Below are 25,103 nucleotides of genomic sequence, written 5' to 3'. Positions count from 1 at the left end.
TGAGGCTGATTTGGTGAGCCTAACGCAAAAGCATGGCAAGAGAACAACGGTTCCCGTATGGGGGCGGCTTTTACCGCGCCCCTTTGCCGCTAGCGGATTGCGCCGGAGGGGAGCGCCTTCGGCACGACGTCCTGTTGATCATCCGTGAGCGGTGCAGCGGAGCCACGGCCCGATGCGAGCTCGGGCTTGCCGACCGCGACAACCAGGAGATCACCATCGCCGAGAATGCGGGCGGCGACGCGCTTTACATCTTCGACCGTCACCGCATTCACCAGCGCGTTGCGCTTCTCGATGTAGTCGATCGGTAGCCGGTTGAGCTGGATGGCCTTGAGACCGCGCGCGATCTTGACCGAGGAGTCGAAATTCAGCGCATAGGAGCCGGTCAGGTATTTCTGCGCCTTCGCCAACTCGTCCGCCGTCGGGCCTTCCTTGGCGAAGCCGGCGATCTGAGCCTCGATGATGTCGATGGCGTCACCCGCGCGGTCGTTGCGCGTCGCGACGCCGCCGCCGAACACGCCCGAGCGCTCCATCGGATCGAGATAGGAATAGACGGAATAAGCGAGGCCCCGCTTCTCGCGGACCTCGTTGAACAGACGTGAGGTGAAGGTACCGCCGCCGATGATGTGGTTCATCACGACGGCCGGGATGTAATCGGGATCCTCGCGGACGAGACCGGGACGGCCGAAGATGAGCGTCGTCTGCGGCACATCCATCGTAACGACTTCGGTGTGACCCACCTTCCCCGGCCACGTTTCCGGCACAGGCTTCAGCTTCGGTTCGGCCGGCAGAGCGCCGAAAATCTTGTCCAGCGCCGGGCCAAGCGTCGCGGCATCGATTGCTCCGACCACCGAAACGACGAGGTTCGAGCGGGCGAAATTCCTGGCGCGATAGCCCGTGAGATCGTCGCGCGTGATCGCCTCGACGGTCTCTTCGGTGCCAATCGCGCGCAGGCCGTAGGGATGGTCCGGAAACGCCAACTGCGACCACATCTCGTGCGCGACGTCGCCGGGATCGGTTGAATCGCGGCGGATGCGGGCGAGCGTCTGGGCGCGGATGCGCTCGATCGACTCGGCGTCGAGCCGCGCCTCGTTGACGGCAAGACGTACGAGCTCAAACGCCTCGTCGCGCTTTTCCGACAACGTCTTCAGGCTGCCGTCGAAACTGTCGCGAGAGGCGTTGAAGTGCAGTTCGACCGCGCTCTCCTCCAACTTTTGTTGGAAGGTCTGGGCGTCGAGCGAACCCGCTCCCTCGTCCAGAAGGCCGGACAGCAGGTTCGCGGTTCCGGCTCGCGCCGGCTCGTCCTGGGCGGAACCGCCGCGGAACGCGAATTCGAAGGAAATCAGCGGAACCGTGTTCTCCTCGACCAGCCAGGCCTCAATGCCGCCAGGAGAGACGATGCGCTGAATCTTGGCGGCCGCGGTGGCCGTATCAATGATCATGAAACCCATGGCGATAGAGAACAGTACTTCGCGGATCACAACGCGCTTCCGGGAGACCCGGATGCGGATTCGAGCAGTCCGGTGACCGACTGGCGGGTGACGAGAGCGGACTTCGCGGCTTCGACGACCTGTTCGGCCGTGACTGCCTTGATGCGCTCCGGCCAGGCGATGACGTCCTCGACGCTCATGCCGGTCGTCAGCGCCGCGCCGAAGGTGCGGGCCATCGAGGCCTGGCTGTCGAGGTCGTAGATCGTCTCCGCGACGAGACGGGTCTTGGCGCGGTCGAGTTCTTCCTTGGTCACGCCCTCGGCGACGAGTTTGGTGATGACGGCGTCAATGCCAGCTTCGGACTGCGCGAGTGAAACCCCCGGACGCGGCAGCGCATAGACTGCGAAACGGCTCTCATCGAGCGACGTGCCGCCGTAATAGGCGCCGGCGGAGGCGGCGATTCCCTGCTCGACGACAAGCGAACGATAGAGGCGGCTGGTCGAACCGCCGCCGAGAACGACGGCAAGCACGTCGAGCGCGTAAGCCTCCTCGCCCTTCGCGGTCCGGTAGGACGGAGCGAGGTAGACGCGGCTGACGGAAGGCTGGCGGACGCGCACATCGGCGAGTTCGACCCGGCGGGCAGCGCGCTGTTCAGGCTCGCGCGGACGATCGCGCACCGGCGGCTCGGCGCGACGCTCGATCTTCGCATAGGTCTCGGCGGCCAGCGCCTTCACCTCTGCGGCATCGACATCGCCGGCGACGATCAGGATCGCATTGTTCGGGGTGTAGTACTTCTCGTAGAACGCGATCGCGTCCTGCCGGGTCAGGCCCTGGATCTCATGATCCCAGCCGATGATCGGCAGACCATAGGGATGATTCATCCACAGAGCGGCGGAGGTCGCCTCGGACAGCTGCGCGGACGGATCGGAATCCGTGCGCGAGCGGCGCTCCTCGAGAATGACGTCGCGCTCGGGCAGCACTACCTCGTCCGAGAGAACGAGATTGGTCATGCGGTCCGCCTCGAACTCCATGACCGTCTTCAGCGCTTCCTTCGGAACGCGCTGGTAATAGGCCGTGTAGTCGTAGGACGTGAAGGCGTTCTCCTGGCCACCGAGCTCGGAAACGGTGTTCGAGAATTCGCCGGCCGGATGTTTCTTCGTGCCCTTGAACATCAGATGTTCGAGGAAATGGGCGAGACCCGACTTTCCACGGACTTCATCGGCGGAACCGACGCGGTACCACACCATGTGAGTCGCGACGGGCGCACGGCGATCCGGCACCACCACGACGTCCATACCGTTTGCCAGGGAGAAGGTCTCGACCTCGGGGCCCGCCTTCGCGGTTTGCGCCAGGGCACCGGATCCGAAGGCCGCGCCAACCAGCGCGGCGCCAAGCGACAATTCAATCATTCTGATGGGACGCTTCCTCAAATCGCGGCCGTCATTGCGGCGGACGTCCGGCATGATCGCCGGACCGTCATCATATGGTCAAATCCGTCCCGTCTGAAAGGTGCGCGGCCGATCTCAGTCGAACGGGTTGAGTTTCGACAGCCAGCTGCCGCTCTTCTTCATCTTCTTCTCACGCTCGCTCATGCCGGCTTCATAGGGCTGTGCCGGCGACGCGACGCGATAACCAGGCGGCGGATCGGACAGCCGCTTGCGCTCCGGCTCGACCGTTGGCAGCGGCGTAACAGCATCCGCGGTGGCCGTCTTGGTCCTGGAGGTGGCCTTCAACTGCGCCGGCGTCATCTTCGAGTCTTTGATCTCGCCGAGCGTCTTGTAGTCGTTATTCGTGCCCGAGCGGCGATGTTCGCGGAGTTCCTCGACCGACAGGCGTTCCGACAGATCCTTGTCGGGCGTCGCTCGCGCCCTCTCGTCGGCGAGTTCCTTCATGACGTCCGGATCGGCCGGCCAATTAGTGGCGCCGACAGGCTGATCGGTCTCAGGCGGAGGCAGTGCGGTCAAGGAAGGCGGAATGACCAGAGGCGCGCGCTCGTTATAGTCGGCCTTCACCGGATCGCGTTCCTGGATGCCGATGTCCTGCATCAGTTCCTTGAGGGACTGCGCCTCCGCAGGCACTACCGAAAGGCACGACGCCGCAACGACCGCGAGCGCGGTACCACGAATGATCTCAGACGACTTCAACGCAAATTGCATAGGCATAGGTCCCGTCAATGCACGCCAGCCCGGCGCCGCACCACCTTCATTCGACAGTCGTGGGCTGTTTCGCCTCGTCCGACCGGTCGCCCCGCCGGAGCGCACCATATAGCAGGAGCACGACGCCGACAACGATCGCCGCATCCGCGATGTTGAAGACGTACCATTCGTACCCGAAGCCGTAGAGAAGCACGAAATCGGCGACCGCGCCGTAGACGCTACGGTCGATCGCATTGCCGATGGCTCCGCCGAGAATCAGTCCCATAGCGAACGCGGCGAGACCCGAGGTTTCCTTCCGCAGCCAGACGACGAGAACCACGGCCGCGACGATCGACAGCACGATCAGCATCCAGCGGCCGAAATCGGTGCTCTGCTGGAACAGCCCATAGCTGACCCCCCTGTTCCAGACCATCACGAGGTCGAGGAACGGCAGGACCGGAACCCGGCCGCGATCCGGCAGGCCGTACTCAAAAAGAATCCACAGCTTCGACGCCTGGTCGGCGACGAGGGTGATCGCCGCCGTGATCAGGCCGAGGCGGAGGCCAGACGTCATGCCGCCTGCGCCGCCTGCCATTCGCGCATCGCTTCCGCGTCGCGCAGCGTCAGATCGGGGAATTCCGGATCGCGGCCGACCTCGGGAGAGATCTTCCACGAGCGGGCGCATTTGCGGCCCTCGGCCAGACGCGGTTCGACCGCGATGCCCGGAGCATCGTCGAGCGTGAACGCACCGGCGGGAGCCGCACCATTCGCAACCTTGGCGTCGGAGGTGATGCAGACCTCGGCGAGATCGACATCGGCCAGAGCCGAGCGAAGAGCGGCATCATCAATGTAAACGACCGGAGCCGCCTCGAGCGAGGAGCCCATGCGCTTGGCGGCGCGCTCGATTTCCAGCGCGCCGGTCACGACGCGGCGGACGCGGCGGACCTTCTCCCATTTCTCTTCCAGCTCATCATTCCGCCAGGAATCGGAGACCTCGGCGAAGGTCTCCAGATGCACCGACACATCCTCGCCCGGATGACGGAGCAGCCAAGCCTCTTCCGTGGTGAACGGGATCAGCGGCGCGAGCCAGCGGATGATGCGGTCGAACAGGATGTCGATGACCGTCAGCGCCGCCCGGCGCTTCACCGAGGAGATCGGATCGCAGTAGAGCGCGTCCTTGCGGACGTCGAAGTAGAAGGCCGACAGGTCGGCGGTCGCGAACTGCATGATCGCCGCGAAGACGCGCTTGAAGTCGTAGCCGTCATAGCCCTCGCGGACCGCCTGCCCGACCTCCCAGAGGCGGTGCAGCATCAGCCGCTCCAGCTCCGGCATGTCCTTCAGCTCGACCCGGTCACTCTCGCGGAAATGGCCGAGCGCGCCGAGCATCCAGCGCAGCGTGTTGCGGAGCTTGCGGTAGGTATCGACCGAGGTCTTCAGGATTTCCGCGCCGATGCGGAGATCGTCCGAGTAATCCGAAGCGGCCACCCACAGGCGAAGGATGTCGGCGCCGGACTGCTTGATCACGTCCTGCGGCGAGACGACGTTGCCGAGCGACTTCGACATCTTGCGGCCCTGCTCGTCGAGCGCGAAGCCGTGCGTCAACAGGCTGTCGTAGGGTGCGCGCCCGCGGGTGCCACAGGCTTCGAGCAGCGAGGAATGGAACCAGCCGCGATGCTGGTCGGAGCCCTCGAGATACATGTCGGCCGGCCATTTGAGTTCCGGATCGCCTTCGAGAACGAAGGCGTGCGTGGAGCCCGAGTCGAACCAGACGTCGAGAATGTCGTCGACCTTCTCGAAATCCTCGGCGGCATAGTCGTTGCCGAGAAAGCGGGCGCCGGTCGTATCGGAGAACCAGGCATCGGCGCCTTCGGCCTCGAACGCCTTGACGATGCGCGCGTTGACGGCCTCGTCCTTGAGGACCTCTCCGGTCTTCTTGTTGACGAAGACAGCGATCGGCACACCCCAGGCGCGCTGGCGCGAGATGACCCAGTCCGGACGCGCCTCGATCATGCCGCGCAGACGGTTTTCGCCCTGCGGCGGGTAGAAATCGGTGTCGCTGATCGCCTTGAGCGCGCGGGCCCGCAGCGTGTCCGCTACCCCGCCTTCGAGCTCGCGATCCATCGCGATGAACCATTGCGGCGTGTTGCGGAAGATCAAAGGCGCCTTGGAGCGCCAGGAATGCGGATACTGATGGCGCAGCCGGCCGCGGCCGAGCAGGCCGTTGGCGGCGATCAGCGCGTCGATGACAGCCTTGTTGGCCTGGCCTTCCTTGCCCTTTTCATCGAGGACTCGAACGCCCGCCGGCCCGAAGACCGGCACGTTCGGAAAGTAGGAGCCGTCGGGCTGGACGGTGTGCGGAACATCGGCGTCGATGCCGAGCGAGACGAGATAAGGACGCGATTTGGTCCAGAGGCCGTAGTCGTCGGCACCGTGGCCGGGTGCGACGTGAACGAAGCCGGTACCGGTGTCGGCGGTGACGAAATCGCCCAACAGGACGGGTACCTTGAAGGCGAAGCCCTGTGCATGCAGCGGATGATTGAGAACCAGCTTCGCGAGTTCGGCGGCCTCGACCGAGCGAACCCGCTTTACGTCCTCGATGCGACCGGCCTTGAAGGCGGTCTCCGCCAAATCGTCGGCCAGCAGGATGCGGTCGCCGGGCTTGCTCCAATTGTCGTCCGGAGCGGCAGTGACTTCATAGAGGCCATAGGAAATCGTCGGCGAATAGGCGACGGCGCGGTTGCCCGGGATGGTCCAGGGCGTCGTCGTCCAGATGACGACGGAGGCGCCTTTCAGGTCGTCCGAACCGACAAGCACCGGGAACTTCACGAAGATCGTGTGGCTCGTATGTTCCTGATATTCAACCTCGGCCTCGGCGAGCGCAGTTTTCTCGACGATCGACCACATCACCGGCTTCGAGCCGCGATATAGCTGGCTGGAGGTCGCGAACTTCAGAAGCTCGCCGACGATCACCGCTTCTGAGCGGAAATCCATCGTCTTATACGGACGGCCCCAATCGCCGACGACTCCCAGACGCTGGAATTCCTCGCTCTGGATGCCGACCCATTTGTCGGCATAGGCGCGGCATTCGCGGCGGAAGTCGACGGTCGGCACCTCGTCCTTGTTCTTGCCGGCGGCGCGGTATTCTTCCTCGATCCGCCATTCGATCGGCAGGCCGTGGCAATCCCAGCCGGGGACATACGGCGAGTCAAAACCGGCCATCTGCTTGGAACGGATCACGAGGTCCTTCAGGATCTTGTTGACGGCGTGGCCGATATGGAGATGGCCGTTCGCATAGGGTGGGCCGTCGTGCAGGACGAATTTCGGCCGGCCGGCCGCGCTCAAGCGCAGGCGCTGGTAGAGACCCATCTTCGACCAGCGCGCAAGAAGGTCGGGCTCCCGCTTCGGCAATTCCGCGCGCATCGCGAAATCGGTCTTCGGCAGAAAAAGGGTCTCGGAATAGTCGCGCGTCGGCGCCGTAACGGTATCGTTCATGAGCCTAAAGGGTCTGGAGTGCGCGCGTTCTACCAAGGCGACGCGCAAGGGGAAAGCATTTCTCCCCTAGCCGATGGCACTGGGTGCGAGAGGATCGACGGGACCTGAGAGAAGGCGGCGCGCCGTGATCGCGTCGCGATGCATCTGCGAGACCAACGCATCGACATTCTCGAACGTCTCTTCGCCGCGCAGACGCGCGACGAATTCGACGCCGAGGGTCTTGCCGTAAAGGTCGCCCTGGAAATCGAAAATATAGCTTTCGAGTAGCGGCGGCGCGTTCTCGTGGAATTGCGGGCGGCGGCCGAAGCTCGCGACCGCATCGCGGATCGGACCGTCGAACGTCACCCGGACCGCGTAGACACCCTGCGCGAGCGGTGTTTCCGGCGGAAGCGCGATATTTGCAGTGGGATAGCCGAGGTGCCGGCCTCTCTTGTCGCCGTGCGCGACCTCGCCCATGACGAACCAGCGATGGCCCAGTTTCCGATTGGCCTCCTGGATCTCGCCCGCCGACAGCAAGGCCCTGATCGAGCTCGACGAGACTGGCGCGGTGTCGCCGAAGGGCGAAACGACCTCCACGCCGAAGGCATAGCGGGCCGCGGCGTCCTGCAGGAAAGCGGGAGAGCCTCCCCTCCCCTTGCCGAAATGGAAGTCCCAGCCGACGACGACGGTCTCCGCTTCCAGCCCGTTCACAAGAATGTCAGCGACGAATTCTTCGGCCGTCAGTGCCGCAAGTCCGGCATCGAAAGCCAGTTCGACCATTCCCTCCAGCGCTTCATGCGACAGCAGCAACCTCTTCTCGCGCGCGGGGGTCAGCCGGGGGATCGGCTGGTCGGGCCGGAAGAAAGATCGCGGATGCGGCTCGAACGTCAGCGCAACCGCCGGGCCTCCCGCACGGATCGCCGCGGCCCTCGCCGCGGCCAAAACCGCTTTATGTCCAAGGTGAACGCCGTCGAAATTACCGATGGCGACCGCACCACCCTTCAGCTGGGCGGGAATGCCGTCGAGCCCGCGTTGAAGGCGGAATCCTGGGGCGAGCGGCACATTCACAGGGAGTTGTCCTCGGGGGTTCGCATGCGGGCGAAACCTGCCGCCGCCCTCGCCCAAAGGCAAGGCGGCCAGAATGCGCAGTTCATTTCGAAGAAGCTTCGCTAGTTAACCGGATATTCAACCGATGGCCTGTATTTCACCTGATGACGGACCAACGCGTGTCCGATTTGAACGCCAGGCGATGTCTTCGCCTGCCTGCTGGGGGTTTTAAGCATGGCTGTCGATCACTCGATGCCGATCCTCGTCGTCGACGACTACAAGACGATGATTCGCATCATCCGCAATCTGCTGAAGCAGATCGGTTTCGACGAAGTGGATGAGGCCGCGGACGGTTCCGAGGCGCTCGGCAAGATGCGCGAGAAGAAATACGGCCTCGTGATCTCCGACTGGAACATGGAGCCGATGACCGGCTACGAGCTCCTGAAGGAAGTCCGCGCGGACGAAAAGCTTCAGCGCACTCCGTTCATCATGGTCACCGCCGAATCGAAGACGGAAAACGTCATCGCGGCGAAGAAGGCCGGTGTGAACAACTACATCGTCAAGCCGTTCAACGCCCAGACGCTCAAATCGAAGATCGACGCCGTCTTCGGGGATTAACCGCCGGCGAAGACCGGCTCGCATACAAGGAAGAGCACCATGACCAAGGCGAAGCAGGCCCATTTCAACAAGATGGCCGTCTATGCGGAAAGCAAAGCCGGCACCGAGCCTACCTTCGCCGATGTCATGAAGCTCGCCTCCCTTGCGGCCGAAAGCATGGATGCGTTCTCCCAGAGCATGGACGCGACCACCTATCGCGAACTGCGCGAGATCGCCCGCTACATCGAGACGATGAAGCAGGAGATCGGCATGTTTCAGGCCAATGACCTGAAGGAAAGCCGCATCCCTGCCGCAGGCCAGGAACTCGACGCGGTCGTGAAGGCGACCGAGGACGCGACCAACACCATCATGTCGAGCGCCGAGGCGCTGATGGGCGCCGAGTGCACGGACCTCAAGGCCTATCAGGCGCTGGTGAATGACCACGTCATGAAGATCTTCGAGGCCTGCTCGTTCCAGGACATTACGGGACAGCGCGTCGCGAAGGTCGTCGAGACCCTTCAGATGATCGAGAACCGAGTCGGCCGCTTCGCCGAGGCGGTGAACGCCCGCGACGTCACCGGCTTCCTCGACGAGCGTGAAGCCAAGCGCGCCAAGCGTGCCGAGGAGCTTCTCCTCAACGGCCCCCAGCTGGCGGGCAAGGCGATCGACCAGTCCAAGGTCGACGATCTCTTCGGAAAGTAGACTTTCCATCAGCGGCATGGCGTCCCGGGCCTGCGCGCGCTATCTATGCGCGCAGGAAACGAGACCTTCTAAGCCGCAATGAACCAGCACGAACGCATGCGCCCCTCGAACGAGGCCGAAGTCCGCTACATGGACGGCGACTTTCGTGTGCTGAAGCCCGGTTCGTTCGTCCGCTGCGCCGTCACCGGCGAGAAGATCCCTCTCGACGAGCTTCGATATTGGTCGGCCGAGCGGCAGGAGGCCTACGCCTCCCCCGAGATCGCCGTGAAACGGCTCCTCGACCTCGGCCTTCTTCCTAGGGCCTGAGTACATCTGAGATCTGAACCGCCAGGGCATCGCCGTCCTCAAAGACGAGCGCCACCGGCAGGACGCGACTGCGGCGCGCGAGTTCACGGACAGACGCATCCGCCGCGCCGCTGAGCCGGACCATGTCCTTCTCTGTGGTGACGAGCGTCAGCTGAGCCCGTTCGGCGGCCATGAGGAGCGCCCTGGCTTCATGCGCGGTGAAGCGGTGATGATCGCCGAAGGCGGTGAGTTGGACCACGTCGGCGCCGACAGAGCGAAGGGTATCGGCGAATTTATCGGGGCGGCCTATTCCGGCGAAGGCCAGCACATCCAATCCCCGGAGCCCGGCGGCCGCTCGACGATCCGGTTCCAGGCTCCCACGATGAATGGCAAGGCCTCGGCCCGCGGCGGCACTTGCGACCCGTTCGCCGGCCGCGCCTTTTCCGATCAGCACGAGCCCCTGCGCGCGAGCTAGCTGTTCGTCGAGAGGTGCGCGCAGCGGGCCTGCGGGGACGCACAGGCCGTTACCCACCCCGGAGCCGCCATCAACCACAAGAAGCGACAGGTCTTTCGAGAGCGACGGGTTCTGAAAGCCATCATCCATCACGATGACGTCGCCGAGACTCGCAGCAAGAGCAGCGCCTTCGAGCCGGTCACCCGAGACAATCGCCGGAGCGTACCTAGCCAGCAGGAGCGGTTCGTCACCGACATCGACTGATCCGTGGCGTGCGGGATCGACCTGAACCGGACCCGCCAGACGGCCGCCATAACCGCGGCTCAGGAACACCGGACGGCGGCCGTTTCTCTTCAGAATGCCCGCTACCGCTATGGCGGTCGGTGTCTTGCCGGCGCCACCGGCCACGGGATTTCCGACGCAGATGACGGGGATGTCGGCGCGCCCTCCCCGCTCGGCCAGACGACGAGCGGTGATCACACCAATGATCGATCCCAGAGGCTCAAGAAACCTGGCCAGATTGGTCGGGCGGTCGCGCCACCACCAATCAGGAGCGCGCATGGGCCCGGGTGAGGTTGAATTGCAGCAGATAAGGCTCGATCGCGGTCAGGGTCCGCTCCAGGGCGCCGCTCTGCCGGACCATGACCTGCTTGGCCGCCCGGCGCATCAGTTCGCGTGTCGCGGTGTCGCCGAGCAGCTTGCCGACAGTCGCGGCCAGCTGGCTCCCATCCTGGACCTCGATCGCTCCTTTTTCGGTATCGAGCGCGGGATAGATGTCGGCGAAGTTCCCGACATGCGGGCCATGGACGATAGGAACGCCGATCTTTGCCGCCTCGATGGGATTCTGGCCGCCGTGCTCGACGAGCGATCCACCCACGAAGGCGACATCGGCCAGTCGATAAAAAAGGCCGAGCTCGCCGATCGTATCGGCAACGAAGATGTCGGTGTTCCAGTCCGGTACGGTATGCCGCGAGCGCAAGGTCACGTGAAGCCCGAACCGTTCGAGCGATTGGGCGATCTCATCAGCCCTCTCGGGGTGGCGCGGAACGATGATCGTCAGGAGGTTGTGCGCCTTCTTCCGGTTGGTCGCGTGCACCGCGGCGATGATCTCTTCCTCGCCCGGATGGGTGCTGGCGGCGACGAAGACGGGGCGGCCGAAGACCGCATCCCGCAGCGGTCTGAGCAAAGCGGGAGCGGCGGGCGGCGGTGGGACATCGAACTTCAGATTGCCTGCGTTCTCGACACGGGGCGCACCGAGCGAGGCAAGCCTCTGGGCGTCCGCCTCACTTTGCGCCAGGCAAAGATCGACGCCGTCAAGCAGCGCCCTGATCGCCCGTCCCGCGCGCTGCCAGCGCCGATAGGATCTCAGCGAGATCCGCGCATTGGCGATCACCACCGGGATCGACCTCTCCTTCGCTTCCCAAAGGAGGCTCGGCCACAGTTCGGATTCGGTGAAAACGATCAGCTCGGGTTTCCAGTGATCGTAGAAGCGGCGGGCGAATGCCGGAACATCGAGGGGAACGAACTGATGGATGGCTTCGGCCGGCAGCCTGACCGCCGCCAGGCGAGCAGAGGTGACGGTACCTGTCGTAACGAGAAGATTGAAACCTCGCTCGACGAGAGCCTCAACCAGCGGAAGAACCGACACGAATTCGCCGACGCTCGCGGCATGAACCCAGATCAGCGGTCCAATGGGCCGGGCGCGACTGGCGCGACCCTTTCGCTCTCCGAGCCGCCCGGCCATCTCCTTGCCGCGCTTCTGCCGGGTGTGGAGCACGCCGAGCGCGGCCAAAGGCCCGCCGATGGTCAGCAGGCTCGTGTAAGCACGAAGCAGAAGCGGTTGGTCAGCCATCTCGGCTTTGCCAGGGAGTACCTCCAGCAAGCTGGTAGGCTCTTGCATGAACGCGATCAAGCGCTTGTCCGACTTCGATGCGCTTTGCCTCGAGTTCGGCCTCGTCTGCGTCGGCGGGGACGTCGATCCGATCGCCGAGGACGATGCTGCCGCGATTGAAAGGCAGGCTGAGCGTGGCGCGGTCCCAGGAATTGAACTGGATCCGACGGCGCGTGACGACCGCCAGCGGGTAGATCGGCCTGCCCGACAATTTGGCGAGCGCGACGATGCCCTGCCCGACCACGCCGCCGATCTTCGGCACGTCGGCCGTCAGCGAGACCGAATTGCCTTCCTTCAGCGTGCGAATCAGTAGGCGCAGCGCCTGCATGCCGCCGCGCTTGATGAGCTTCCTCTGGGTGCCCGAGCCGCCTGCTCCGCGGATGAGGTTGAAGCCGAGCTTCCGCAGCGCCACGGCGTTGATCTCGCCATCCGCATGGCGGGCGACCAGCGCGCTCATCGGCCACTCACGTGGCCAGGCGATCGACGTGAACACGTGCTGGCCGTGCCAGAGAGCCATGATCACGGGGAGTTCAGGCCCGAGTTCGGCCCGGATATCGGCAGGCTCTACCTTCCAGCGCGTGGTCTTTTCGACGAAGCGCACATAGGCGGCGAACAGGGTACCCCCCGCCTCCAGAATCTCGGGTCGGCGTCCAAGCGTCTTCAGCATTGGAAATCAGGCCGTCGGGTCCAGCAACCGGTGCAGATGGACCACGAAATAGCGCATGTGAGCGTTGTCGACGCTAGCCTGAGCCTTGGCTTTCCAGGCCGCGTGCGCCGTCCGGTAGTTCGGATAGATGCCAACGATGTCGAGCTTGTCGAGGTCACGGAACGTAACGCCTGACAGGTCATCGATCTCGCCACCGAAGACGAGATGGAGAAGTTGCGGGATTTCGGTTGCTTGTTCGCTCATCGGAATTCAGTCAGGCCCAGGTTTGGGGCCGCTCGGCGGCCCGGCTCAGCGCCGCTCGTATAGACGCATTTAGCGGTTCCGTCGCGCCTATCAGCGGCTGATGAACCGGCGCGGGCAGATTGTAGGACGGCGTGCTGCCGTCGAGTTCGACGAGGCGCCCGCCGGATTCGTGCAGAATTAGGTCGGCGGCGGCGATATCCCAATCCTTCGAACGCGTGGAGGCGACAGCGGCATCGACGCGGTGCGCGGCGACGTTCGCCATGCGATAGGCCAGGGCATAGACGTAAGGGGCACGGGTCACCTGGATTCCAACGTTTGCCAAGTCCTCGATCATTGAACGAGGGCCGACGATCTCGGCGCCGGTCAGCGACGGCCTCTCCGAAGCACGGATGACATGGCCGTTCAGATAGGCGCCGTCATTGGCGATGGCGGTGAAGAGTTCGTCGCGGGTCGGGTTGTAGATGATGCCGAGCGTCGGTCGGCCTGCCTCGACGAGCGCGATCGAGATGACCCAGACGGGAACACCCTCGACGAAGGCTCTCGTGCCGTCGATCGGATCGACGATCCAGATTTTGTCCCGATCGAGCCGGTCGGGTGTATCGACCGTCTCCTCGGAGAGCCAGCCGATGTCGCGGTCGAGATCGGTCAGCCGTTCACGCAGGAAACCGTCGACGCGGATATCAGCCTCGGTGACGATAGAGGTGTCGCCCTTGACCCAGCGCTTCGCGCCGTCGCGGGCGTAGCCCAGCGCAATCTCGCCGGCCTCGCGGATGATCGCGCCGACCGCCGTCTGGAATCCGACGAGCTGGTCGCGAGTGAGGCCGTCCGGCAATGAGAGCTCCAATTGAAGGTGAGAGACGGGAGTTAGCCCGCACGGACCAATCCGGCAAGTGCCGCGCCTGCCCCGCGTTCACAGGTCATTCATTCTGAACGTAAAGCTATTCTTAGTCGCTTGGAAAAGCATTTTATACCAACGAACTAAGTCAGTTTCGCTTAACCAGTTCCCTTAAGAGCTTTTCGACCGGGAAGAAGCAAAATCCTCTCGAACAACGGGCCACCAAGCAACGAGTTGGCTCCTCGAGAGGGTTTCGTGAGGCATCAGACAGAGATCAACCAGACTGCCGCGAATGTTCGCGACGAAAGACTGGATCCAAGGGCGCTTCCTCTACGCTTTACCTGCGCGGATGCGGCCGCCGATCATGGCCGCCGCTCGGTCACCCTGGACAGCGAACGCGTTCTCCTGATGCGTCGCCTCGGTGCGGTCGCGATGAACGTGGCGCTTCCGGTGACGAGCTATCGCGGTATCGCTCTCCGCATCGTTCCGGGCGAGCGCGAGGAAGACGACCGCGTCGCGGTCAGCCTCGTCCATCGCGACCGCGATTTCGACATCCCGCTCTATGAGGCGAGCGACGACGAGGACGTCATCGCCGAATGGCGCCTCTGGGGCACCACGCTCGGCCTGCCGCTCCTCATCGAGGGCATGGACGGACATCTGGTCGCCGCCGACAAGCGTATCGGCGCACTCACAGTCGATCGCCCGCGTCCGCGCCGTCGCCATGCGCTGCTGAGTGGCCGCCGCCCGCGTTTCCTGACGCGCCGCCGGATGACCCATCTGCCGATGGTGCCGTTCGTGCATCTGGACGAACGCGAAATCTTTCCGGGCTGATCAGAAAGCCCGGATCGCCGCGTCCACCACCAATCCCGCGAAGAAGATCAAGCCGGCCGGGCTGTTCGATTTGAACAGGGCCAGGCACTGTTTCGGATCGGACGGGCGCAGAACCACGATCTGTCGTCCTAGATGAAATGCGAAGGCGCCCAGCCCCAGATAGCTCGCCGTACCCGCCTCCGCCGCAAACAGTGCGACGGCAATCAGAACGGCCGTGGACGCATAGAAGCCCCAGAGCCACGACTTCACCTGTCCGCCGAACAGGCGCGCGGTCGAGTGGACGCCGACAAGGGCGTCGTCCTCGATGTCCTGCAACGCATAGATCGTGTCGTAACCGATCACCCAGGCCATCGCGGCCAGATAGAGCAGCAGCGGCGCCGGCCCCAGGCCTGCGAATACCGCCGCCCAGCCCATCAGCGCTCCCCAGCCGAAGCAGATGCCGAGATTGACCTGCGGCCACCAAGTGATCCGCTTCATGAACGGATAGGTGATGACCGGCAGGACCGACGCCATCCCGAGCACGATTGTGAACAGGTTGAACTGGACGAGGACCAGAAGTCCGACCACGAGCTGGAGCGCGAGGAATGCGGCCGCTTTTTTTGTCGTGGTCTGGCCCGACGGCAGCGGCCGGCTCGCGGTGCGGGCGACCTTGGCGTCGATGTCACGGTCGACGATGTCGTTCCAGGTGCAGCCAGCCCCGCGCATCGCGAATGCGCCGATGAAGAACAGGACGACGTGCCAAGGGTTCGGCATGGTCCCGGCCGCCACGGCGGCGAGACCAGCGCTCCAGGCACACGGCCAGAACAGGAGCCAGGCCCCGATCGGCCGGTCCCATCGCGCCAGCCGCGCGAAGGGCTTCAACCAGTCCGGCGCGTAGCGATCAACCCAGTTCCCGGCGGGAGCATCGGCGACGGTTTGTGCATGCAGGCTGACCATGGGGCCGATTAGCCTCAGGCGCATGTTCACCGCAAGTATGATCGTGAACAGATGTCGCCGCCCCTAGCGATACACGCGAAAATGCGTATCGTCGCGGCGGTTTCAGCCTAGGAGAGCACATATGCGGCTCGGCATTCGATATCTGGTTGCGTTGGTCTTTGCGTCCCTCTTTGCGGCGCCGGCCCTGGCCCTTCAATGCGTGCCGCCGAGCGGCTTCCAGGGCTTCGTCGAACAGTTCAAGGCCGATGCCGCCAGGCAGGGTGTCGGCTCTCGCGGGCTGAGCGTGCTGAACGGCGTGAAGTACGACGCGGCCGTCATCGCCTACGATCACAAGGTGCGCGCGAGCTTCAAGGGCAGCTTCGAGCAGTTCGCGGCGAAGCGCGTTACCGCTGGCCGCGTCTCCAAGGCGAAGGCCTATCTCAAGTCCCATGCCGATCTCTTCAAGCGCATCGAGGCGCAGTTCGGCGTTCCCGGTCCCGTTATCGTCGCGATCTGGGCGATGGAGACAGACTTCGGCGCCGTGGTCGGCGGCAAGCCAATCGTCAATGGCCTTGCCTCGCTCGCATCCGACTGCCGCCGCCCTGACCTCTTCCAGCGCGAACTACTCGCGGTGATGCAGATCGTCGATCGCGGCGACCTTTCTATCGCCGAACTTCGCGGGGCGGGCCATGGCGAGATCGGCCAGACCCAGTTCCTCCCCTCGTCCTATCTGAAGTTCGCGGTCGATTTCGACGGCAACGGCAAGAAGGACCTGATCCGCAGCCAGGCCGACGTTCTTGCCTCGACCGCAAATTATCTGCGCGGCTATGGCTGGCAGAAGGGCGGCGGCTGGCAGGAAGGCTCCGCCAATTTCGCGGTGCTCGCCGGCTGGAACAAATCGCCGAACTACCAGAGGGCGATCTCGCTGTTCGCCACCAAAGTCTCGGGCGGCTGACCCTCGACACGATGGCGAAGTATGATTTTTCGGCGCCGCGCCTCCATGTGGACCTGCCACTGGGGGCCGGCGCCGAAGTGGTTCTGAACGACGACCGGACGAACTATCTCCGCAATGTCCTGCGGCTGACGGCCGGCCAGTCTATCCTGCTGTTCAACGGCCGCGACGGCGAATGGCGGGCCGAGATCGTCGAGATCGCGAAGAAACGCACGACGACCGTCGCCCGCGAGCAGACCCGCGCCCAGACGCCCTTGACCGATGTCTGGTATCTGTTCGCGCCGCTGAAGCACGCGCGGCTGGACTACATGATGCAGAAGGCCGTCGAGATGGGTGCCTCGCGGCTCGTCCCGGTCATCACCCGCCGGACGCAGGTTGCACGGGTCAATCTCGACCGTATGCATGCCAATGCCGTCGAGGCCGCCGAGCAGTGCGGCATTCTCGGCCTGCCCGAGATCGACGAACCGATCGCGCTCGAAAAGCTGCTCGGCAACTGGGACGCGCAGCGGCGGCTTGTCTTCTGCGACGAAGAGGCGGAGGAAGCCGATCCGATGGCGGCTCTCCGGCCCGCCAAAGGTGCGCCAATCGCAGTCGTCATCGGCCCCGAGGGCGGGTTCGACGACAAGGAGCGCGAGCACCTGCTTCGCGTGCCCGGCGTGATCCGCATTTCTCTCGGCCCGCGTGTGTTGCGTGCGGACACCGCCGCCGTGGCAGCTTTAGCGCTCGTACAGGCTGCTATAGAGAGCACTTAGACTTTCGCTTAAGTTGCCGCGCGGCAACACAACCCGGATTCTACACTCCGAGAAGCGGGTTTTCTCTGGTTCAAGACAGCCGCATCACTGTATTCATGAGCCTCAAACGCCGTCGTTTGAGTCGGCGACGAAAGGTTCTGACTGCGATGACCGATACTCCTGAATTCGGAGCTCTGAGCCGCCGCGCATTCGTTGCCGGCCTGCCGCTCTTCCTTGCCGCCTGCCAGACCGCCGGCGGTTCGCCGACCGCTTCGGGCACGGCCAGCACCAAGATCGCGACCGCGGTGACCGGGTCCACGCCGGTCGTGAACGGCTACGGCGCGATCACGACGGAACCTTTCCCCATCGCCGCCATCAACACGAAGAACCTGGATCCGCGCTTCCTTCGGCAGGAAGTTTCGAACCCGACCCGGGAGAAGCCGGGCACCATCGTGGTCGATACGGCCAACAAATTCCTGTACCTCGTGCAGGATAACGGGACGGCCAGGCGCTATGGCGTCGGTGTCGGCCGCGAGGGCTTCGCCTGGAACGGCCGGGCGATCATCGACCGCAAGCAGGAATGGCCGAAATGGCATCCGCCGAAGGAGATGCAGCTGCGCGATCCAGAAGCAGCGAAGTGGCCCGAAGGCATGCCGGGCGGCATCGGCAACCCGCTCGGTCCGCGCGCGCTGTACCTCGCCCAGAACGGCAAGGACACCTACTTCCGCATCCACGGCACGACACAGCCGAACTCGATCGGCAAGGCTATGTCCTCGGGCTGCATCCGCATGCTGAACCAGGACATCATCGACCTCTACAACCGCGTGCCGATCGGCACCGAGGTCGTGGTCATCCAGTCGGGCATCGCCTGAGGCCCTCTGGACGTGATCGCCGCGAACGCATAGGTCTCTCGCCCCAACCTGCGCGAAAGACCTTATGGCCCGCGACCAGATCGATATGACGCCCATCGAATCACGCGACGAGCTCGTCGCGTGGTTCGAGGCGGGCGAGAAGCCGGAAGCCGATTTCCGCATCGGCACCGAGCACGAAAAAGTCCCCTTCCGCAAAGGCGAGAATACCCCGGTCCCCTACGAGGGCGACCGAGGCATCCGCGCGCTCCTCGAGGGCATGCGCGAACTGCTGGGCTGGGAGCCGATTATGGAGAACGGCCACATCATCGGCCTTCTCGATGTGACCGGCGGCGGCGCGATCTCTCTGGAACCCGGCGGCCAGTTCGAGCTCTCCGGCGCGCCGCTCAAGACGCTGCACGGAACCTGCCGCGAGCTTCACGCCCACCTGGCGCAGGTCCGCGAAGTCGCCGAGCCGCTCGGCATCGGCTTCCTGTCGGTCGGCATGAGCCCGAAATGGACTCGCGCCGAGACGCCGGTCATGCCCAAGCGCCGCTACGAGATCATGGCCGGCTATATGCCGAAGGTCGGCTCGATGGGGCTCGACATGATGTTCCGCACCGCGACGGTGCAGGTGAACCTCGATTTCGCCTCGGAAGCGGACATGGTGCAGAAGCTCCGCACCAGCGTGGCGCTGCAACCCATCGCGACAGCCCTCTTCGCCAATTCGCCCTTCACCGACGGCAAGCCGAACGGCCTGTTGTCGATGCGCTCGCAGATTTGGCTCGATACCGATGCCGACCGCACCGGAATGCTGCCCTGGGCATTCGAGGATGGCATGGGCTATGAGGCCTATGTCGACTACGCGCTCGACGTGCCGATGTATTTCGTCAAGCGCGGCGACCACTACCACGACGTCACCGGCGCCTCGTTTCGCGATCTTCTCGCCGGCAAGCTTGAACAGCTGCCGGGCGAGCGCGCCACATTGTCCGACTGGGCGAACCATCTGACGACGATCTTCCCCGAGGTCCGCGCCAAGCGTTACCTCGAAATGCGTGGCGCCGATGTCGGCCGGACCAGCAAGATCTGTTCGCTGTCGGCGCTCTGGGTCGGCCTGCTCTACGATCAGGCGAGCCTCGATGGCGCCTGGGACCTCGTGAAGGACTGGACGACCGAGGAACGCGAGACGCTACGCCGCGACGTGCCGAAGCTCGGCCTGTCCGCCCGCATCCGCAATCGCAGCGTCCGTGAAGTCGCCAGGGACGTGCTCGAACTGTCCCGTGCCGGCCTCGCCGCGCGGAAGAACGAGAATGGATTGGGGGACGACGAGTCGATCTTCATCTCGGCGCTCGACCAGGTCGTCGAGGGCGGCCGCACCAACGCCGAGGACATGCTGGCGCGCTGGCGCGGCCCCTGGGCGCGTTCGATCGACCCAATCTTCTTCGAGGAAGCCTACTGAGATTTCACCCATCACATCGGTGAATAGTCTCGATCACGAACACTCGTTTGCCTTGTTGCCGCCTTCGGCGGCAAATGGCGCATGAGTTCGGACAGCGTTTCCGCGGAGTTGAGCCGGTCCGATTTTGGCCGCGCTGAGTGGGGACTTGCATTTCTCGTCCTCTTCGCCTGGAGCACGAGCTGGATCGCCCTGCACTGGCAACTGGGCGAGGTCGCACCCGAGATTTCGATCGTCTGGCGCTTCGTCGTGGCCGGCCTATTCATGGTCGGCTGGTGCCTCGTCACCGGCGAGCGCCTCCGGGGCTTCTCGGCTCGCGATCACCTGATCTTCGCGGTGCTCGGCGCGACTCTCTTCTCTACGAACTTCGCGCTGTTCTATCATGCTGGCCTGTCGCTCGTGTCCGGCATGCTATCGGTCGTCTTCGCGCTGGCGGCGCCCGGAAACGTGATCATGCAGTCGGTGGTGATGCGCCGGCCGGTGGCATGGACGGTCGCTCTCGGCTCGATGATAGGCGTGCTCGGCGTCGCGACCCTCTTCGCGCCGGAGTTTCTCGCCCATGGCATCGGCCATGGGACCGGCCTCGTCCTCGCGGCGCTCGGCACGCTCGTCTTCTGCACCGGTAATTTCGTCTCGACGCGGGTTCAGGCGCGCGGCATCCCCCTCGCCTCCGCGACCGCATGGGGCATGATCTACGGCGCGGCGGGGCTCGCCCTCACCTCATGGCTGCGCGGCATCCCGTTCGATATCGAATGGACGCCCGCCTATCTCGGCTCGCTGGTCTATCTGGCTCTGATCTCGTCCGTCATCGCCTTCATGTCCTATCTGTCGCTGCTGAGACGGATAGGACCCGCGCGCGCGGGCTATCTGACCGTTCTGTTCCCGGTCTTCGCGCTGATGATCTCGGCCCTGCTCGAGGGCTATCAATGGACCGCCTGGTCGTTCGCCGGCATCGCGGCCGTCGCCATCGGCAATGTACTGGTGCTCTGGCGGAAGAGCTGACTATTCCGCGGCCATCACCGTTTCGGACAGGTTATCGAGGCTGTCGACGATATGGTCGGCCAGCGCCTCGCGCACCGGGCTGGTGTCGTGCTGCGAGCGCAGCAGCGCGATCTTGATCGGCGGCAGCGGCGGATAGCCGTCCGCCGCACCGAGCACGCGCATTCCGGGCCGGAGCGAGGATTCAGCCGATACCGATACGGCGAGACCGGCGAGCACCGCGGCGCACAGCGCGGTAGAATTCTGGCTGGCATAAAGAACGCGATGGGGACGCTGCTGTCCGTCGAGGCGCTCGATCGCGAGATTGCGCCAGGCGCAGACGGTACCCAGCGCCAGCGGCACCGGCGTCTCCTCATGCGCGCAACCGCGCTGGGAGGTCACCCAGTATAGCTGCTCCTGCCGGATCGGCTGAGCGTCGGCGACGATGCCGGTATGGGTGATGATGGCAAGATCGAGCGCGCCGGTGGTGATGCGGTCAATCAGCGTCAGCGAGGGCTCGCAGACCACGGTGACTTCCGCTCGCGGGTTGGAGCGGGAGAAGCGGGCGAGGATCTCCGGCAGGAAACGATCGGCATAATCGTCCGGCACGCCGAGGCGGACATGGCCGGAAAGATCGGCGTCCGTCAGCGCGCTTATCGCCTCTCCCGAGAGTTTGACGATGCGGCGGGCATATTCGAGCAGCCTTTCGCCGTCTTCGGTCAGCCTGCTCTGCCGTCCGTCGCGGGAAAAGAGCGGCTTACCGATCCGCTCCTCCAACCGCTTCATCTGCATCGAAACCGCGGACTGCGTCTTGAAAACGATGTCCGCCGCGCGGGTGAAAGAGCCCGTATCTGCAATCGCGACAAAGGTTTTCAGCTGGTCGACATCAAGAAGAGCGCTCATCGCCATCTCCATCATGAATGCTGATGGATAGCATTAAAACTATTCGTTTCACTTATCAATGGTGGAGGAGCATCTAGGTGGTGTGGGAGAGCACCGGCCAAATCGGGTGGCGGTTGGAACGGCTCCCCACGAAAACAGGCAGAAGCCACGGAAAGGAGTACACCATGGCACACGAAGTTTACTCGCAGTCTGGGGTCTCCGCAGGTCCGACCTCATCCTTCCTGCGCGATCTCTTCCTCATCGCACGCGCGGTGGTCGTCGCACTCTACAACCGCTATCAGGCGGGAAAAGCCCTGTCCGGTTTCGACGAGCGTATGCTCTCCGATATCGGCCTGCGCCAGGAAGACCTGAATTCCGCCTTCGCCGAACCGTTCTGGCGAGATCCCACGCGCCGGCTCTCCGTGCTCGCGGTCGAACGCCGCGTCGCGACGCGCCATGTCCGCGCGGCTGAACGGCAAGCCTCCGAGCTCATCCATTGAAGCTCTGAGAGCTCATTGAATTTCCTAAAAAGGCGGGCCTCTAGCCCGCCTTTTTCGCAAGTTCCTCGATCGCCTGCGCGGCTTCCGAATTGAGCGCGATCGCCTCGTGTTCCGCCTCGAGCAATGGCTCGGACTGCAATTCCGTCTGATGAAGCAGATCGGCTCCGGCATCGACGCCCTGAGCGCGCTGCAGTTCCAACCGCGCGATGTCGCGGCGCCTCACATCGATCTCGACGGCGGCGACGCGATCCTCCGGGAAGCCGAGCGCGCGCAGTGTTGCGTGGCCGAACTTCATCGAGCTCTCGAATGTCTCGCGGATCTCGAACTCGATGTTCTTTTCCATCAGCGCCAACGAATGCGCCCGGTCGAAGGAGCGGACGAGCACCTTCGCCAACGGGAAATGCTGCTTCACCAGGTCGACGACCTTCAGCGAGAGGTTCGGGTTCTCGATGCAGACGAGGATCACCCGCGCCTCGGCGGCACCCGCCGCCCTGAGTACGTCCACGCGCGTGCCGTCACCGTAATAGACCTTGAAGCCAAACCGGGCCGCCGTGCGGATGCCGTCGGAATCGCGATCTATGAGCGTGGTCTCGATCCCCTCGGTCAGCAGGAACTGCGCCGCCATCTGGCCGAAGCGGCCGAAGCCGATGACGAGGGCGGTACGGCCGGTGCCGTCGAGGTCGGTCGCATGATCGATGCCTGCATGCTGGTCCGGCCGCGGCAGGCTGCGGGCAAGCCGTTCGACGCCCGCGATCAACGGCGGGCCGACGATCATCGACAGAACGCCGAGCGCGACGACGAGCTGGCCGACATCGGAATGGATCAGGCGTGTCGCGACGACGAGCGGGATCAGGACGAAGGCGAATTCGGAGGCCGGGGCGAGGAGCGAGGCGACGCGCAGCGCATCCGGATTGGACGAGCCGGCCATCCGCACGACCGCGCCGGCGACAGCCATCTTGATCGCGATGAGAACGACAAGAGAAATGCCTAGATAGGGCCAGGCGCCGGCGACGACATGGATGTTCAGGCTCATGCCGACGCCCATGAAGAACAGCGCCAGCAGCAGACTGCGGAACGGCGCGACGTTGATCTCAAGCTCGTGGCGATAGCTCGATTCGGCGAGCAGCAGGCCGGCGAGGAATGCGCCGAGCGCCATCGAGAGACCTACGGCTTCCGAACCGATCGCCGCGCCGAAGACGAGCAGCAGTGCGGCGGCGATCATGACCTCGTGGCCGCCATTGCGGGCGATGAAGCGCAGGATCGGGTCGATCAGGAACCGGCCGGCGACGACGATCGCCGACAGCATGAACAATGCCGCGGCGACCTTGATGATGATCGAGGACGGGTCGGCAAAATTCTCGCCGGTCGCGAGCGCCGGGATCAGCGCGAAGGCCGGGACGATGGCAAGGTCCTGCGCCAGCAGGACGGAGAAGGTGCGTTGGCCATAGGCACGCGTGAGATGGCCGCGCTCGTCGAGGATGCGGGTGGCGACGGCGGTCGACGACAGCGACAGCGCGAAGCCGACCGCGAGCGCCGCGCCCGGACTGAACCCCGTCAGATAGGCCGCAAGCGACAGCCCGCCCGTCGTCACGAGAAGCTGCGCGACACCGAGGCCGACGATGTCGCGCCTCATGTCGAGAAGCCGCGACAGTTCGAGTTCGAGGCCGATCAGGAAGAGAAGCAGGACAACGCCGAGTTCGGCGATGCGGAGCGTCCCTTCGGCGTCCTTGAAAATCGCAAGGCCGCTGGGACCGATAAAAATGCCGGCGACGAGATAGCCGACGATGGCGCCGAGGCCGAGCCTGTTGAACAGAGGCGGCGCGACGACTGCAGCCGCGAGAAAAATGATGATTTCGAAAGGAAGCGCCGAGCCGTGGTCCATCAAATCTCGCAGACGGCCGGCGTTTGGGAACACCGACGATCCGCAATTATGCGTGCTTCTACCGGTGTGTCGTCAACCGGTTCAGCCTTGCGTACCGGACTTTAGCGCCCTCCAGCCGATGTCGCGGCGGCAGAAGCCTTCCGGCCAGTCGATCAGATCGACCGCCTCATAGGCGCGTTCACGCGCGGTGATGAAGTCCGGTCCGGTCGCGGTGACGTTGAGCACGCGTCCGCCTGCCGCCTGGAGCACGCCGTTTTTCTCTCGCGTGCCCGCCTGGAAGACCGTCACGCCGTCGACGCTCCCAGCCTTGTCGAGGTCTTGGATTTCCGAGCCCTTCGACACATCGCCCGGATAGCCCTTTGTCGCCATCACCACGGTGATCGCGGGTTCCGACGCCCATTCCGCCTTGATCCTGTTGAGCGAGCCGTTGACGGCGGCCGACAGGATTTCCAGAAGATCGCCTTTGAGGCGCGTCATCAGCACCTGGCATTCCGGATCGCCGAAACGGACATTGTACTCGACGAGCTTCGGTCCCTCCGGCGTCATCATCAGCCCGGCATAGAGGATGCCCCGGAACGGGTTGCCGAGCGTCTTCATCGCCTTCGCCGTCGGGCGGACGATCTCGTCCAGCGCGCGCTTTTCCAGTTCGGGCGTGAAGATCGGCGCGGGCGAATAGGCGCCCATGCCGCCGGTGTTCGGCCCCTCGTCGCCGTCGAAGGCGCGCTTGTGATCCTGCGCGCTGCCGAAGGGCAGCACCTTGTCGCCGTCGACGAGGCAGAAATAGCTGACCTCCTCGCCGGTCATGAATTCCTCGATGACAATGCTCTCGCCGGCCGCGCCGAGCCCGCCCTCGAACATCATGTCGACGGCGGCGAGCGCCTCTTCGAGCGTCATCGCGACGACGACGCCCTTGCCGGCGGCGAGACCGTCGGCTTTGACGACGATCGGCGCGCCCTGCTGGCGGATGTAATGCTTAGCGCCCGCCGGCTCGACGAAGCTGCGATGCCGCGCGGTCGGGATGTCGTAGGTGGCGCAGAGTTCCTTGGTGTAGGCCTTCGAGCCTTCGAGCTGCGCGGCAGCCTTGCGCGGGCCGAAAGCCGGGATGCGGGCGGCCTCCAGATCGTCGACTAGGCCCGCGACCAGCGGCACTTCCGGGCCGACGACGACGAGGTCGACCTCTTTGTCGAGGCAGAAGCGGATGACCGCCTCGTGGTCCGTGACATCGACGGAAACCAGTTCGGCATGCTGAGCCACGCCCGGATTGCCCGGCGCGGCATAGAGCCTGGTCAGCCTGGGGCTCTGGGCGAGTTTCCATGCAAGAGCGTGCTCGCGACCGCCCGAGCCAATGAGAAGGACCTTCATGGGCATCTCTCA

The 25,103-nt window shown here is 64.3% G+C and carries 25 protein-coding genes; 10 read left to right on the top strand and 15 right to left on the bottom strand.

Annotation, left to right across the window (positions count from 1 at the left end; all coding sequences use genetic code 11):
• Positions 1-89: 89 nt before the first annotated feature.
• The 6 genes from ACFPFW_RS01355 to ACFPFW_RS01330 form a co-directional block, all read right to left on the bottom strand.
• Entirely contained in the window at positions 90-1,478 is a 1,389-nt protein-coding gene (locus ACFPFW_RS01355; RefSeq protein ID WP_379769099.1) for a M16 family metallopeptidase, read from the bottom strand.
• Positions 1,475-2,836: a M16 family metallopeptidase gene (locus ACFPFW_RS01350; RefSeq protein ID WP_114955599.1), complete on the bottom strand. Its 1,362-nt coding sequence runs from the start codon at positions 2,834-2,836 to the stop codon at positions 1,475-1,477. The genes ACFPFW_RS01355 and ACFPFW_RS01350 overlap by 4 nt, the downstream gene beginning before the upstream one ends.
• A gap of 114 nt (positions 2,837-2,950) precedes the next feature.
• Positions 2,951-3,583 carry a hypothetical protein gene (locus ACFPFW_RS01345; protein WP_114955428.1) on the bottom strand — a complete coding sequence of 211 codons (633 nt, stop codon included), beginning with the start codon at positions 3,581-3,583 and terminating at the stop codon, positions 2,951-2,953.
• Positions 3,584-3,629: 46 nt separating this feature from the next.
• Positions 3,630-4,136, bottom strand: coding sequence for a signal peptidase II (gene lspA, locus ACFPFW_RS01340; protein WP_114955598.1), 507 nt, complete (start codon positions 4,134-4,136; stop codon positions 3,630-3,632).
• A complete protein-coding gene (ileS, locus tag ACFPFW_RS01335; RefSeq protein WP_114955427.1) occupies positions 4,133-7,054 on the bottom strand; it encodes an isoleucine--tRNA ligase in 2,922 nt (973 codons plus the stop codon). Before ileS ends, lspA begins: the two co-directional genes overlap by 4 nt.
• Before the next feature lie 66 nt (positions 7,055-7,120).
• A complete protein-coding gene (locus tag ACFPFW_RS01330) occupies positions 7,121-8,101 on the bottom strand; it encodes a bifunctional riboflavin kinase/FAD synthetase (RefSeq protein ID WP_379769093.1) in 981 nt (326 codons plus the stop codon).
• Positions 8,102-8,314: 213 nt separating this feature from the next.
• Here ACFPFW_RS01330 and ACFPFW_RS01325 point away from each other — a divergent pair, with 213 nt between their 5' ends.
• The 3 genes from ACFPFW_RS01325 to ACFPFW_RS01315 all read left to right on the top strand — a co-directional run bounded on the left by ACFPFW_RS01325 (position 8,315) and on the right by ACFPFW_RS01315 (position 9,685).
• On the top strand, positions 8,315-8,698 hold the full coding sequence (locus ACFPFW_RS01325) for a response regulator (RefSeq protein WP_114955426.1): 384 nt from the start codon (positions 8,315-8,317) through the stop codon (positions 8,696-8,698).
• A gap of 39 nt (positions 8,699-8,737) precedes the next feature.
• Positions 8,738-9,379: a protein phosphatase CheZ gene (locus tag ACFPFW_RS01320; RefSeq protein ID WP_114955425.1), complete on the top strand. Its 642-nt coding sequence runs from the start codon at positions 8,738-8,740 to the stop codon at positions 9,377-9,379.
• A 78-nt stretch (positions 9,380-9,457) separates the two neighbouring features.
• Positions 9,458-9,685: a DUF2093 domain-containing protein gene (locus tag ACFPFW_RS01315; protein ID WP_114955424.1), complete on the top strand. Its 228-nt coding sequence runs from the start codon at positions 9,458-9,460 to the stop codon at positions 9,683-9,685.
• Here the strand turns inward: ACFPFW_RS01315 and lpxK are convergent.
• From lpxK to ACFPFW_RS01290, 5 genes are read right to left on the bottom strand one after another with little or no spacing between them, the layout of a single operon-like run.
• The gene (lpxK, locus tag ACFPFW_RS01310; RefSeq protein ID WP_114955423.1) at positions 9,675-10,679 is read right to left on the bottom strand and encodes a tetraacyldisaccharide 4'-kinase; all 1,005 of its coding nucleotides are present in this window, start codon (positions 10,677-10,679) and stop codon (positions 9,675-9,677) included. The two genes, ACFPFW_RS01315 and lpxK, sit on opposite strands and share 11 nt — an antisense overlap.
• Positions 10,666-11,970 carry a 3-deoxy-D-manno-octulosonic acid transferase gene (locus ACFPFW_RS01305; RefSeq protein ID WP_114955422.1) on the bottom strand — a complete coding sequence of 435 codons (1,305 nt, stop codon included), beginning with the start codon at positions 11,968-11,970 and terminating at the stop codon, positions 10,666-10,668. Before ACFPFW_RS01305 ends, lpxK begins: the two co-directional genes overlap by 14 nt.
• On the bottom strand, positions 11,963-12,676 hold the full coding sequence (locus tag ACFPFW_RS01300) for a lysophospholipid acyltransferase family protein (RefSeq protein ID WP_114955421.1): 714 nt from the start codon (positions 12,674-12,676) through the stop codon (positions 11,963-11,965). Before ACFPFW_RS01300 ends, ACFPFW_RS01305 begins: the two co-directional genes overlap by 8 nt.
• A gap of 6 nt (positions 12,677-12,682) precedes the next feature.
• Positions 12,683-12,919, bottom strand: coding sequence for a DUF4170 domain-containing protein (locus tag ACFPFW_RS01295; RefSeq protein WP_114955420.1), 237 nt, complete (start codon positions 12,917-12,919; stop codon positions 12,683-12,685).
• Between the two features lie 10 nt (positions 12,920-12,929).
• Positions 12,930-13,751 (bottom strand): 3'(2'),5'-bisphosphate nucleotidase CysQ, encoded by an 822-nt coding sequence (locus ACFPFW_RS01290; protein WP_162799569.1) that lies wholly within the window; start codon positions 13,749-13,751, stop codon positions 12,930-12,932.
• A 258-nt stretch (positions 13,752-14,009) separates the two neighbouring features.
• On the opposite strand from ACFPFW_RS01290, the gene ACFPFW_RS01285 reads away from it, so the two are divergent.
• Positions 14,010-14,585 carry a DUF6101 family protein gene (locus ACFPFW_RS01285; protein WP_114955418.1) on the top strand — a complete coding sequence of 192 codons (576 nt, stop codon included), beginning with the start codon at positions 14,010-14,012 and terminating at the stop codon, positions 14,583-14,585.
• On the opposite strand, the gene ubiA is transcribed toward ACFPFW_RS01285, so the two are convergent.
• Positions 14,586-15,545 (bottom strand): 4-hydroxybenzoate octaprenyltransferase, encoded by a 960-nt coding sequence (gene ubiA, locus ACFPFW_RS01280; RefSeq protein ID WP_379769084.1) that lies wholly within the window; start codon positions 15,543-15,545, stop codon positions 14,586-14,588.
• A 97-nt stretch (positions 15,546-15,642) separates the two neighbouring features.
• Here ubiA and ACFPFW_RS01275 point away from each other — a divergent pair, with 97 nt between their 5' ends.
• The 5 genes from ACFPFW_RS01275 (at position 15,643) to ACFPFW_RS01255 (ending at position 20,489) form a co-directional block, all read left to right on the top strand.
• Positions 15,643-16,455 carry a lytic murein transglycosylase gene (locus tag ACFPFW_RS01275; protein ID WP_114955416.1) on the top strand — a complete coding sequence of 271 codons (813 nt, stop codon included), beginning with the start codon at positions 15,643-15,645 and terminating at the stop codon, positions 16,453-16,455.
• Between the two features lie 11 nt (positions 16,456-16,466).
• Complete coding sequence (locus ACFPFW_RS01270) at positions 16,467-17,204, top strand: 16S rRNA (uracil(1498)-N(3))-methyltransferase (protein ID WP_114955415.1); 738 nt, start codon at positions 16,467-16,469, stop codon at positions 17,202-17,204.
• Between the two features lie 146 nt (positions 17,205-17,350).
• Positions 17,351-18,055 (top strand): L,D-transpeptidase, encoded by a 705-nt coding sequence (locus ACFPFW_RS01265; RefSeq protein ID WP_114955414.1) that lies wholly within the window; start codon positions 17,351-17,353, stop codon positions 18,053-18,055.
• 64 nt (positions 18,056-18,119) lie between these two features.
• On the top strand, positions 18,120-19,490 hold the full coding sequence (locus tag ACFPFW_RS01260) for a glutamate--cysteine ligase (protein WP_114955413.1): 1,371 nt from the start codon (positions 18,120-18,122) through the stop codon (positions 19,488-19,490).
• A gap of 81 nt (positions 19,491-19,571) precedes the next feature.
• Positions 19,572-20,489, top strand: a complete 918-nt coding sequence (locus ACFPFW_RS01255; RefSeq protein WP_114955412.1) for a DMT family transporter — start codon at positions 19,572-19,574, stop codon at positions 20,487-20,489.
• On the opposite strand, the gene ACFPFW_RS01250 is transcribed toward ACFPFW_RS01255, so the two are convergent.
• A complete protein-coding gene (locus tag ACFPFW_RS01250; protein ID WP_114955596.1) occupies positions 20,490-21,368 on the bottom strand; it encodes a LysR family transcriptional regulator in 879 nt (292 codons plus the stop codon).
• A 164-nt stretch (positions 21,369-21,532) separates the two neighbouring features.
• On the opposite strand from ACFPFW_RS01250, the gene ACFPFW_RS01245 reads away from it, so the two are divergent.
• Complete coding sequence (locus ACFPFW_RS01245; RefSeq protein WP_114955411.1) at positions 21,533-21,847, top strand: DUF1127 domain-containing protein; 315 nt, start codon at positions 21,533-21,535, stop codon at positions 21,845-21,847.
• A gap of 40 nt (positions 21,848-21,887) precedes the next feature.
• Here the strand turns inward: ACFPFW_RS01245 and ACFPFW_RS01240 are convergent, their stop codons facing one another.
• Together ACFPFW_RS01240 and purD are read right to left on the bottom strand one after the other, a co-directional pair.
• Positions 21,888-23,729, bottom strand: a complete 1,842-nt coding sequence (locus tag ACFPFW_RS01240; RefSeq protein WP_114955410.1) for a monovalent cation:proton antiporter-2 (CPA2) family protein — start codon at positions 23,727-23,729, stop codon at positions 21,888-21,890.
• Between the two features lie 81 nt (positions 23,730-23,810).
• Positions 23,811-25,091 (bottom strand): phosphoribosylamine--glycine ligase, encoded by a 1,281-nt coding sequence (gene purD / locus ACFPFW_RS01235; protein ID WP_114955409.1) that lies wholly within the window; start codon positions 25,089-25,091, stop codon positions 23,811-23,813.
• Between the last annotated feature and the right edge of the window lie 12 nt (positions 25,092-25,103).

This window comes from Flaviflagellibacter deserti (assembly GCF_042652085.1).
GTDB classification, from domain to species: Bacteria; Pseudomonadota; Alphaproteobacteria; order Rhizobiales; family Methylopilaceae; genus Flaviflagellibacter; species Flaviflagellibacter deserti.
This window is presented reverse-complemented; position numbering and strand designations above follow the sequence as displayed.